This window comes from Knoellia sp. LjRoot47 (assembly GCF_964253435.1).
In the GTDB taxonomy this organism is placed as follows: Bacteria; Actinomycetota; Actinomycetes; order Actinomycetales; family Dermatophilaceae; genus Knoellia.
On record NZ_CAXUQS020000001.1, the window covers coordinates 1,225,433 to 1,234,913 of the forward strand.

Genomic DNA, 9,481 nt, shown 5'->3' on the forward strand with positions numbered 1-9,481 from the left:
CCCGTGCGACAGGATGGGCGGATGAAGCCGATGCTCGCCTCCGTCGCGGACGGCATCCCCCGCGGCCCCGGGTGGGTCCACGAGGTGAAGTGGGACGGCATGCGGGTCCTCGCCGACGTGCGCGACGGTCGCCTCGTCCTGTCGAGCCGGACCGGGCGCGACGTCTCGGTGAGCTTCCCGGAGCTGGCGGGTCTCGCCGACACCTACGACGACCTCCTCCTCGATGGCGAGGTCGTCGCGCTGGACGGCGGCATCCCGTCGTTCGGGGCGCTCGCCGAACGGATGCATGTCTCGTCACCGCGCAAGGCGGCCCAGCTCGCGTCGACCCGACCGGTGACCTTCATGGCCTTCGACCTGCTGCGGCTCTTCGGGTCCGACCTCACGAGCCAGCCGTGGTCGGCCCGCCGTGAGCTGCTCGAGCGGCTCGAGCTCGCTGGCGCGGCATGGCAGGTGCCGCCGACCTACGACGACGGCGAGGAGCTCTTCGAGGCGACCCGGGACCAGGGCCTCGAGGGCATCGTGAGCAAGAGACGGACGAGCCCGTATGCCGCCGGGCGCCGGTCCCCGGACTGGCGCAAGTCCCCGCACCGCGCGACCCTCTCCGTCGTCATCGGTGGCTGGCGCCCGGAGGTCGGGACGACGAACCGGCTCGGCGCCGTCCTCGTGGGCACCCCCGACGGTGCCGGGGGCTGGGAGTATGCCGGCCGCGTGGGTGCCGGGCTTGCCGGCACCGCGGGTGCCCGGGTCGGCAGGATGCTGGAACCGTTGCGGCGCAGCGCATCGCCGTTCTCCAACGCCGTCCCCAGGGAGGACTCGACCGGCGCGTTCTGGGTCGAGCCGACCGTCGTCGTCGAGGTGCAGTCCCTGGGACGCGGGTCGACCGGGAAGCTGCGCCAGCCGGCATACCTCGGGGTCCGCAGTGACCTCACTCCCGCCGACCTGCACGAGGTGACCGATGCCTGAGCGCTACACGCCCGAGATCACCCGCGTCGACGTCGGCGGCAGGACGATGAAGCTGTCCAGCCTGAGCAAGGTGATGTACCCGTCGACCGAGACGACCAAGGGCGAGGTGCTCAGCTACTACGTCAGCGTGGCGCCGATCCTGCTGCCGCACATCGCTGCTCGCCCGGTGACGCGGGTGCGCTGGCCGCACGGCGTCGCCGACCAGAGCTTCTTCGAGAAGAACCTGCCCAGCGGTGCGCCGTCGTGGCTGCCGCGGGTCCAGGTCGACGACGTGACCTACCCGATGGTCGACGACGTCTCGCACCTCGTCTACCTCGTCAACCTCAACTCGCTCGAGGTGCACGTGCCCCAGTGGACGGTCACCGGGGACGGCGAGCGCGAGAACCCGAACCGGCTCGTCATCGACCTCGACCCCGGCAGCCCGGCCGGCCTCAAGGAGTGCGCCCGGGTCGCCCTCCTGCTGCGGGAGCGCCTCGACGCACTGGGGCTCGAGCTCTATCCCGTGACGAGCGGCTCCAAGGGCATGCAGCTCTATGCCTCGCTCGGTGGCGACCTCACGAGCGACCAGGTGCGCGACCTCGCCCAGCAGCTGGCGCAGGAGATGACCAAGAAGCACCCGGACCTCGTCCTGTGGAAGATGACCAAGTCGCTGCGTCCCGGCAAGATCTTCCTCGACTGGAGCCAGAACGTCGCCGCCAAGACGACGATCAGCCCGTACTCGTTGCGCGGCAAGGAGCTGCCCTGCGTCGCGGCGCCCCGCACGTGGGGCGAGGTCGAGGCCGGCGCCGACGGGAAGCGGTTCGAGCAGGTGATGTTCGACGACATGGCCGACCGGATCGAGAAGTACGGCGACCTGCTCGCCGACCTCCTCTGAGGCTCCGCGGCACGGCCGGTCAGCCCAGCACGGGCTCCACTGAGTCACCGACCGTGATGCCGTCGACGAGACGCTTGACGTCGTCGGGCGACAGGTTGAGGTCCAACGGGACCTGGACGACGAGCGACATCGTCCTGCCCTTGGCCGTGATGGGGCGCTGGGCGACGAGCGTCGTGACGTTCGCGGTCATCGTGTCATCGCCCGGCCGGTCGTGGACCACCGCGCTGATCTTGCCCCCGGGATCGTCGGGGGCCCGACTCGTGCCACCCGCGGCCGGGACGAGGTTGCCGACGTAGTCCGCGCTCACCCCGGCCACCCACCCGCGCGGAGTCATCGCGAACCGGAACGGACCGGCCTGGGCGGGCGTGTCGAGGAGGGGTGTCGTCGGGGCAGTCGATTCGACGGCGCGCGGACTCGGAGTCGAGTCCGGGGTCAGAGTCGATCCCTGGGTCGCCGTCGAACCGGCTGGCCGCACGGGTCCCGACGACGTCGACGGGTCCGTGAGCAGGGCGCCCGTGAGAGTGACGAGCACGCTGGCTGCGGCCAGACCGCCTCCCACCGCGACAACGCGACGCCTCACCAGAGCGCGTCGGCCGAGGCGGAGGGTGTCGGAGACGTCCCACCCCGCGCCGTGGCCCCGGTCGGTGTCCGTGCGGCTGGCGACGTCGAGCAGCTCGTGGAGATCGGTCATGACGGTGTCCCTTCGTGCGTGAGGGTCGGGGAGAGCTCGGGGAGGGCGATGCGCAGCGAGGCGAGCGCCTTGTGGTTCTGCGACTTCACCGAGCCGGTGGAGATGTCGAGGGCGTGGGCGGTCTGCTCGACGGACCAGTCGAGCCAGTGGCGCAGGACGACGACGGCACGCTGTCCCGGAGGCAGCGCGGCGAGGGCGCGGAGCACCCGGTCCCGAACGACCGGGTCGGACCCGTCACCGTCGCCGCCGACGACCTCGACGTTCGTGAGGTCGTCGGCCGGCCACTCGCGCCGTCGGTGCGCGCGGCGGGTGTCGTCGATGAACGCGTTGACGAGCGAGCGGTGGGCGTACCGCATCGGGTCGTCGGTCCGCGCGACGACGGGCCACCGGACGTAGAGCCGGACGAGCACCTGCTGGACGAGGTCCTCGGCCCGCGGCTCGTCACCGGTGCACAGCAGGCGGGCGGCGCGCAGCAGCCCCGGCCTCGTCTGCTCGACGAAGTCCGTGAACGCGTCATCGCGCGACATCGAACGCATGCTGACCTTCCCGTGGTGGATGCAACTGCACCCACCATGACGGATCCACCGACCCTCCGGGTTGCCTCGATCCCCGCAGGCTCATCGTCGTCGCTCACGGGGTTCACAGCGGACCCATGGGTGAGGCCAGCAGGGTCCTCGCCATGGAGACGAACCAGCCCCGGACCACCACCCACTCGCTCCGCATCGTCGGAGCACTGACCTCGGCCGCAGCCGTGGCACTCCTCGGCACCGGCGCGCTCGCACCCGTGACCGCGCAGGCCGCAGGCGTCGCGACCGGATACCGCGTCCCGGCATCCCCCGTCTCGCCGCTGGCCGACCCGGCGGCGGTCACGACCACCTCGACGGGTGGTGAGGTCGCGACCTACCGGGTCCGGGGCATCCAGCTCGAGCGGATCTGAAGGCTCAGGCCCTCACCCCACCCGGTCACCCGCGACGCGGGAGCGCGAACCGGAGCGCACGGCATACCCGATGAGGACGCCGACGACCGACGGGACGAGGACAAGCAGCCCGAGCAGGGCGATCGAGGACGCGTCGAGGTCGAGGCGGTCCCACCCGCTGCGCACCGCGAGCCCCGCGAGGACGGTCGCCACCGCGAGGACCGAGACGAGCGCCCAGCGGGTCACGAGGGCGAGCAGTCCGGCCGAGCGCGCGCGCACGCCGTCGGCGAGGCCCCACCCGAAACCGCCGAGGGCGAGGACCGCGAAGACCGCGAGTCCGGCGCCGATGTTGGCGTCACCCGTGTCGTCGGAGCCGAGGGTCAGGAGGACGAGGGCGGCCGTGGCCGCGAGACCGATCCCGAGTGCCCGCACGATGACTCTCATGTCTCCATGGTCCCGCGAGCCGGCCGAACCGGCCAAGGGGTGGACTACTCAACCCGGGTGGACAGGCGCGGGCAGCCGGCGCACTCGTGGCACCCGGGTAGGGCGTAGATGAGGCAGCACGACTGCCGCTCGACGGCGGGTCCCCAGCCGCCGCCGGTCGCGGCCCGCGCCTCACGCAGCGCCATCTCCCAGAGGTCGTCGACCATGCCGAACCGCTGCCGGCTCGACATCTTCACCCCCACGTCGTAGCCGGTCGCGATCTCACGACCCATCCGGACGTATGCCGTCCGCGCCGCCTCGACCCGCGCCTCGACGTCCGCCTCGGCCGGCTTCGCGGCAAGGAAGCCGATCCGCTCGGGATAGAGGCCCGGAGCGAGGTCGACGGAGAGCAGAGGAGTCGTGAGGGTGCCGAGATCGACGCGCCACGGACCGGTGGCTGCCGCAAATGCTGACGCCTGTGCAGGAATGCTCAGAAGGTGTTGGAGGACGAATGCGGCAGCGACCTGGGGAGGTGCGGGAACGGCATACAGTCGGGAGTTCTGTTCCGTGAGTTTCCTGCACCATTCAACGGAATAGGCGAATGCGCTGGTCAGCGGCATGGAAAGGTGGCTACCACCGATAAATTCGAGATATCCGTGGTGGCGTGACAGAACCGGGGCGACGGCACCCGCATCGGGTGCCGTCGCCTCGGTCTGATCGGTGAAGCTCAGCTGTTGGCCTTGTCGTAGGCCTCCTGGACGGCCGCGGGAATGCGGCCCCGCTCGCTCACGTCGTGCCCGTTGGACCGGGCCCATTCGCGAACTGCGGAGACGTCCTTGCGACGAGCGCCGCCACCACTGGTGCCGCTGCGACCGGAGACCTTGCGGCCACCGGAGCGTCGTGCGTGGCCGACCCACGGGGCGAGCGCGTCGCGGAGCTTGGCGGCGTTGGCCGTGTTGAGGTCGATCTCGTAGGACACGCCGTCAAGAGCGAACGTCACTGTCTCGTCGGCATCGGTGTTGTCGATGTCGTCGACGAGCAGGACCTGAACGCGCTGTGCCATCTTGAATTCCCTTCACACGTCGAATATGACGTGCGAACGATATCAGGGGGAATTGTCCTCATGTGACGTGTTGTGCTCGGATTCCCACTGGCTTTGTGCAAGACGTTCACGACGGTCGCCCTCGAGGATCCTCTTCATGAGGAAATAGAAGAGCACCGCGACGATGACCGTCGGCAGGATGGCGGCCAGATAGGGCCAGATGGAGTCCCACATGGTCAGGCCTCCGGCTTGAGGTGGGGGAAAAGGATCGTCTCGCGAATGTTGGCGCCGGTGAAAAGCATGACGAGGCGGTCGACACCGAGCCCGAGGCCACCCATGGGCGGCGCGCCGTACTCGAGCGCTCGCAGGAAGTCCTCGTCGAGCTGCATCGCCTCGGGGTCGCCGCCAGCCGCCTTGCGCGACTGCTCGGTGAGGACGGCCCGCTGGATCTCGGGGTCGATGAGCTCGGAGAACCCGGTGCCGCGCTCGACACCGCCGATGATGAGGTCCCACGCCTCGATGAGGCCGGGCTCGCTGCGGTGCGGGCGGGCCAGCGGCTGGGCGCTCGCGGGGTAGTCGCAGAGGAACGTCGGCTGGAGCAGGGTCGGCTCTACGAGCTCGCCGAGGAGCTCGAGGAAGACCTTGTCGCGGTCCCACTCGGGCGCGATCTCGACGTCGTGCTTCGCGGCGAGGGCGCGGAGGGTCGCACGATCGGTGTCGATGGTGACCGTCTCGCCGACGGCCTCGCTCACGGCCTCGTGGACGGGCAGCCAGCGCCACTCGCCGTCGAGGTCGATCGTGCCCTTGTCGGTCTCGACCTGGCGCGACCCGAACGCGTCGGCGGCGGCGAGGTAGAGGTCCTTGATGAGGTCGGCGATGGTGCTCTGGTCGCCCCACGCCTGGTAGGCCTCGAGCATCGTGAACTCGGGTGAGTGGGTCGCGTCGACGCCCTCGTTGCGGAAGATGCGGCCCATCTCGTAGACGCGGTCGACACCACCGACGACGGCCTTCTTGAGGTTGAGCTCGAGCGCGATCCGCAGGGTCATCTCCTGGTCGAACGCGTTGAGGTGGGTCCGGAACGGCCGGGCCGCGGCGCCGCCGTGGATGAGCTGGAGGATCGGGGTCTCGACCTCGAGGTAGCCCTGGTCCTCGAGCTCGTGACGCATGGCGCTGAGGATGCGGGCCTTGGTGCGGACCATGTCGCGCGCCTCCTGACGCACGATGAGGTCGGCGTAGCGCTGGCGCACGCGGCTCTCCTCGGAGAGCTCCTTGTGCAGGGTCGGCATCGGACGCAGCGCCTTGGACGCCATCGTCCAGCTCGTCGCCATGACCGACAGCTCGCCTCGTCGGCTGCTGATGACGCGGCCCGTGACGGAGACGTGGTCGCCGAGGTCGACGTGGGCCTTCCAGTCGGCGAGCGACTCCTCGCCCACCTCGGCGAGGCTGAGCATGACCTGGAGCCGGACGCCCTCGCCCTCCTGGAGCGTCGCGAAGGCGAGCTTTCCGGTGTTGCGGATGAACACGACCCGGCCCGCGACCGAGACGACGTCGTCGGTCTCCTCGCCGGTCTCGAGGTGGCCCCACTCCTCGCGCACGTCGACGAGCGCGTGGGTGCGCTCGACCGACACGGGGTATGCCGCCGTCCCCGACTCGAGCAGTCGGGTGCGCTTCTCGCGGCGGATGCGCTGCTGCTCCGAGAGGTCGATCTCGGGGGAGGTGACGGTGCTGGTGGGGGTCTCGCTCACACGCTCAAGGGTACGAGGGTTGGCTGGGTACTCCTCACACGCCCGCTGTGAGACCGCGGGGGGGCTCAGCCCGCTGCCCGGCGGATCCTGATCGTCGGCGGTACGGCGAGGCTCTGGCCGACGACGCAGTAGCGCTCGGTGGAGGCGGCGAGACGGGCGAGGGTCTCGTCGTCGGCGTCGGTCTCGAGCGTCGCGGTGATGCTCATCCCGGTGAGGCCCACCGGAGCCTCGCGGTCGACGCCGAGGGTGCCGCGGGCGTCGAACTCCCCGTCGGCCCGCAGGCTGGCGCGCCGGATGGTGAGCTTCATCGCCGTCGCGACCGAGCGCATCGTCACGCCGGCGCAGGCGAGGACGGCCTCGAGGAGCATGTCGCCCGAGCACGCGTCGTCACCGTCGCCGCCGGTGGAGGGGTGCAGGCCGGCCCGGGTGCGGCCGGACCACACGTCGACGCTCGTCGTGATCCCGGGGTCGCGCCAGTCGGCGCGCGCGGTGAGGTGCACGACTGCCTCGTCGGGGTCCTCGCGGTAGAGCTCCTTGAGGGGTGCTTGAAGAGCCCGCAGGGTGGCGGCGTCCATCGGTTCGTGCAGCTCGTGCATGGGGGAAGTCTGCCGCAGGTGCGGCGGTGCTCGACCGTCAGCGGGGGCCGGCCTCAGTTGTTGAGGAGGTTGCCCAGCCCGCCCGCGAGTCCGCCGCCGGACTGGCCCGCCTGCGAGTGGCTGCCCTGCTGCACCGACTCGCTCGGCTGGACGAGGACGTAGCCCTCACCCGAGAAAGCCATCTGGAGGATCTCGCCGGACCCGCCGCGGAGCATCGACTTGAGGCCGCCGGTGTCGACGCGGACGTCGCTGCGCACGCCCGCGGTCCACAGCACCACCGCCTGGGCGTCGGCGTAGGTGTTGCCACCCGCCACGTTGAGCGCGACCGGCTCGCCCTCGGTCGTGATCGCGACGTAGCCGGTGCCGCGCAGGGAGACGTTGTAGAGGCCGCCGGTCATCGCTGCTCCCCGGGCCTGGATCCGGTGGATGTCCCAGTCGATCGAGCCGGAGAAGGCCAGGACGTTGTTGCCGTTGACCGACACCATGTCGTCCTGGAGGTAGATCACCTGGATCTCCTTGGCCTGGTCCGCGACGAAGAGCTCCCCCTGGCCCTCGCAGCGCATGACGCTCACGCCCTCGCCGGTCATCGCCGACTTCATGAACTTCGCCATGCCTCCGGCGCCGGTGTTCTGGAAGCGGACGTCGCCCTGGTAGGCGACCATGCTCCCCGTCTTGGCGAAGACCGCGCCGAAGCCCATCTGGATCTTGAGGAGCTTCTTGTTCTGGTGGGAGAACGGGTCCTGCGAGCTGTTCTCCTGGTGGTCGGTGAAGAGCGAGCCGTGGATGGCCATCGTCGGACCCCTTTTCGTCAAGGCAAGGATTTCCCTCAAAGTTACGGCTCGCGGCGTCGGCGGACCTATCGTTTGAGGGAACCCGCCGACGCCGGAACGACGGGGTCTCAGGAGGCAGTCATGGGATTCCTCGACAAGGCCAAGGCGGCCGCGACAGAGCTCTCGGCGAAGGCCGACGCGGCCATGAAGGACGCGGGCATCAACACCCCGGGCTCTGCCGGTGGCACCTCGGCGAGCGCCGAGCGGCTGCTGCGCGACCTCGGCGTGCTCGCCTACCTCGAGGCCACCGGTCGTCCGGCGCCCGCGGGTGAACGCGAGCGGGTCATGGCCGGCCTGCAGGAGGCCGAGCAGACGGGTGGTCTCGCCTCGTTCGCGCTGCGCACGACGCCGCCCCCGCCGCCGGGCACGGCCGGCGCCACGGGGTCGACGGGCGCCCCCGCGATGCCGGGCAGCGGGTCGACCCCGGCACCCCCGCCTCCGCCCCCGCCGGGTCAGCCCGAGCAGGCACCCCCGCCGCCGCCGGCACCGGCGTCCACCGATGCCCCGACGCAGAGCGCCCCACCGCACCCGTCTCCGCCGGCTGCCGGACAGGGCACGCCGCCTCCTCCGCCCCCTCCGCCCGGCTGGGCCTGACCGGGGCGGACTCGACGGGCCTCAGCGCTCGTCGACCATGAGATCGATCGTGTAGTCCTCGGCCCGGTAGCTGTGGTCGCCGTACTCGACCGCGTCGCCCGCACCGTCGAAGGCCATCCGGGTCATCGTGAGCACCGGTTGGGTGCCCCGGATCCGCAGGTGCTTGCGTTCGGCCGGCGTCGGCATCCGCGCGGCGATCGACTGGTGCGCGACGACCGCGTGCACACCACGGGCGCGCAGGGCGGCATACAGGCCGGTCGCCTCCAGCTCGTCGCGCGAGATGTCCCCGTATGCCGGCGGCAGCCAGTTGCGCATGACGGCCAGTGGGGCGTCGCCCGCGAACCGCAGGCGAACGATCGCGAGCAGCGGGGTCTCGGAGGGCAGGTCGAGCGCGGCGGCCGCGTCGGCATCGGCGACGGTGTCGTGCTCGAGGAGGACGGTGCGTGGGGCCCGGCCCTCCCGCGAGAGGTCGTCGAAGAGGCTGCTCAGCGCCACCCGGCGGTGCACCTTGCGGTTGGCGACGGTCGTGCCGAGGCCCCGGCGCCGGACGAGCAGGCCCTTGTCGACCATCTCCTGGATGGCGCGGCGGACCGTCGGGCGCGAGAGCGAAAGGCGCTGTGCGAGAGCCACCTCGTTCTCGAAGGGGTCGCCGGGCTGGAGGCGTCCGTCGGTGATCGCGGCGCACAGCTGCTCGGACAGCTGGTGGTAGAGCGGGACCGGCGACGTCCGGTCGATGCTCACGTCCACGAGCTGGGCTGTCATGACGGGCAGAGTAGCGAAGTGATGACCCAATGACCATATGTCCTG

At 70.8% G+C, this 9,481-nt stretch carries 14 protein-coding genes; 4 read left to right on the forward strand and 10 right to left on the reverse strand.

Annotated elements, in window-relative coordinates; all coding sequences use genetic code 11:
• Positions 1-21: 21 nt before the first annotated feature.
• A complete protein-coding gene (gene ligD / locus ACSQ11_RS05985; protein WP_436003975.1) occupies positions 22-963 on the forward strand; it encodes a non-homologous end-joining DNA ligase in 942 nt (313 codons plus the stop codon).
• Positions 956-1,837: a non-homologous end-joining DNA ligase gene (ligD, locus tag ACSQ11_RS05990; RefSeq protein WP_436003976.1), complete on the forward strand. Its 882-nt coding sequence runs from the start codon at positions 956-958 to the stop codon at positions 1,835-1,837. The genes ligD (ACSQ11_RS05985) and ligD (ACSQ11_RS05990) overlap by 8 nt, the downstream gene beginning before the upstream one ends.
• A 19-nt stretch (positions 1,838-1,856) precedes the next feature.
• On the opposite strand, the gene ACSQ11_RS05995 is transcribed toward ligD (ACSQ11_RS05990), so the two are convergent.
• Both ACSQ11_RS05995 and ACSQ11_RS06000 read right to left on the reverse strand, forming a co-directional pair.
• Positions 1,857-2,528 (reverse strand): hypothetical protein, encoded by a 672-nt coding sequence (locus tag ACSQ11_RS05995; RefSeq protein WP_436003977.1) that lies wholly within the window; start codon positions 2,526-2,528, stop codon positions 1,857-1,859.
• Positions 2,525-3,055 carry a SigE family RNA polymerase sigma factor gene (locus ACSQ11_RS06000; RefSeq protein ID WP_436003978.1) on the reverse strand — a complete coding sequence of 177 codons (531 nt, stop codon included), beginning with the start codon at positions 3,053-3,055 and terminating at the stop codon, positions 2,525-2,527. The genes ACSQ11_RS05995 and ACSQ11_RS06000 overlap by 4 nt, the downstream gene beginning before the upstream one ends.
• Before the next feature lie 152 nt (positions 3,056-3,207).
• Here ACSQ11_RS06000 and ACSQ11_RS06005 point away from each other — a divergent pair, with 152 nt between their 5' ends.
• A complete protein-coding gene (locus ACSQ11_RS06005) occupies positions 3,208-3,465 on the forward strand; it encodes a hypothetical protein (protein WP_436003979.1) in 258 nt (85 codons plus the stop codon).
• 12 nt (positions 3,466-3,477) lie between these two features.
• Here ACSQ11_RS06005 and ACSQ11_RS06010 read toward each other — a convergent pair whose 3' ends face one another.
• From ACSQ11_RS06010 to ACSQ11_RS06040, 7 genes are all read right to left on the reverse strand, one after another.
• Positions 3,478-3,888 (reverse strand): hypothetical protein, encoded by a 411-nt coding sequence (locus ACSQ11_RS06010; RefSeq protein WP_436003980.1) that lies wholly within the window; start codon positions 3,886-3,888, stop codon positions 3,478-3,480.
• A 44-nt stretch (positions 3,889-3,932) separates the two neighbouring features.
• Entirely contained in the window at positions 3,933-4,487 is a 555-nt protein-coding gene (locus ACSQ11_RS06015) for a (2Fe-2S)-binding protein (protein ID WP_436003982.1), read from the reverse strand.
• 107 nt (positions 4,488-4,594) lie between these two features.
• Positions 4,595-4,930, reverse strand: coding sequence for a histone-like nucleoid-structuring protein Lsr2 (locus tag ACSQ11_RS06020; RefSeq protein ID WP_147063013.1), 336 nt, complete (start codon positions 4,928-4,930; stop codon positions 4,595-4,597).
• Between the two features lie 42 nt (positions 4,931-4,972).
• The gene (locus tag ACSQ11_RS06025; RefSeq protein ID WP_436003983.1) at positions 4,973-5,143 is read right to left on the reverse strand and encodes a lysyl-tRNA synthetase; all 171 of its coding nucleotides are present in this window, start codon (positions 5,141-5,143) and stop codon (positions 4,973-4,975) included.
• Between the two features lie 2 nt (positions 5,144-5,145).
• Complete coding sequence (gene lysS, locus ACSQ11_RS06030) at positions 5,146-6,654, reverse strand: lysine--tRNA ligase (RefSeq protein ID WP_436003985.1); 1,509 nt, start codon at positions 6,652-6,654, stop codon at positions 5,146-5,148.
• A gap of 65 nt (positions 6,655-6,719) precedes the next feature.
• A complete protein-coding gene (locus ACSQ11_RS06035) occupies positions 6,720-7,250 on the reverse strand; it encodes an OsmC family protein (RefSeq protein ID WP_436003986.1) in 531 nt (176 codons plus the stop codon).
• 53 nt (positions 7,251-7,303) lie between these two features.
• Entirely contained in the window at positions 7,304-8,041 is a 738-nt protein-coding gene (locus ACSQ11_RS06040) for an AIM24 family protein (protein ID WP_436003988.1), read from the reverse strand.
• 120 nt (positions 8,042-8,161) lie between these two features.
• On the opposite strand from ACSQ11_RS06040, the gene ACSQ11_RS06045 reads away from it, so the two are divergent.
• The gene (locus ACSQ11_RS06045; protein ID WP_436003990.1) at positions 8,162-8,674 is read left to right on the forward strand and encodes a hypothetical protein; all 513 of its coding nucleotides are present in this window, start codon (positions 8,162-8,164) and stop codon (positions 8,672-8,674) included.
• Positions 8,675-8,695: 21 nt separating this feature from the next.
• Here ACSQ11_RS06045 and ACSQ11_RS06050 read toward each other — a convergent pair whose 3' ends face one another.
• Positions 8,696-9,436, reverse strand: coding sequence for a GntR family transcriptional regulator (locus ACSQ11_RS06050; RefSeq protein WP_436003992.1), 741 nt, complete (start codon positions 9,434-9,436; stop codon positions 8,696-8,698).
• Positions 9,437-9,481: the final 45 nt, after the last annotated feature.

Coding starts and splice junctions, on each gene's coding strand:
- ACSQ11_RS06000 (WP_436003978.1), bottom strand. CDS start 3,055: ATGTCGCGCGATGACGCGTTCACGGACTTCGTCGAGCAGACGAGGCCG.
- ligD (WP_436003975.1), top strand. CDS start 22: ATGAAGCCGATGCTCGCCTCCGTCGCGGACGGCATCCCCCGCGGCCCC.
- ACSQ11_RS06025 (WP_436003983.1), bottom strand. CDS start 5,143: ATGTGGGACTCCATCTGGCCCTATCTGGCCGCCATCCTGCCGACGGTC.
- ACSQ11_RS06015 (WP_436003982.1), bottom strand. CDS start 4,487: ATGCCGCTGACCAGCGCATTCGCCTATTCCGTTGAATGGTGCAGGAAA.
- ligD (WP_436003976.1), top strand. CDS start 956: ATGCCTGAGCGCTACACGCCCGAGATCACCCGCGTCGACGTCGGCGGC.
- ACSQ11_RS06040 (WP_436003988.1), bottom strand. CDS start 8,041: ATGGCCATCCACGGCTCGCTCTTCACCGACCACCAGGAGAACAGCTCG.
- ACSQ11_RS06050 (WP_436003992.1), bottom strand. CDS start 9,436: ATGACAGCCCAGCTCGTGGACGTGAGCATCGACCGGACGTCGCCGGTC.
- ACSQ11_RS06005 (WP_436003979.1), top strand. CDS start 3,208: ATGGAGACGAACCAGCCCCGGACCACCACCCACTCGCTCCGCATCGTC.
- ACSQ11_RS06035 (WP_436003986.1), bottom strand. CDS start 7,250: ATGCACGAGCTGCACGAACCGATGGACGCCGCCACCCTGCGGGCTCTT.
- ACSQ11_RS06045 (WP_436003990.1), top strand. CDS start 8,162: ATGGGATTCCTCGACAAGGCCAAGGCGGCCGCGACAGAGCTCTCGGCG.
- ACSQ11_RS06010 (WP_436003980.1), bottom strand. CDS start 3,888: ATGAGAGTCATCGTGCGGGCACTCGGGATCGGTCTCGCGGCCACGGCC.
- ACSQ11_RS05995 (WP_436003977.1), bottom strand. CDS start 2,528: ATGACCGATCTCCACGAGCTGCTCGACGTCGCCAGCCGCACGGACACC.
- ACSQ11_RS06020 (WP_147063013.1), bottom strand. CDS start 4,930: ATGGCACAGCGCGTTCAGGTCCTGCTCGTCGACGACATCGACAACACC.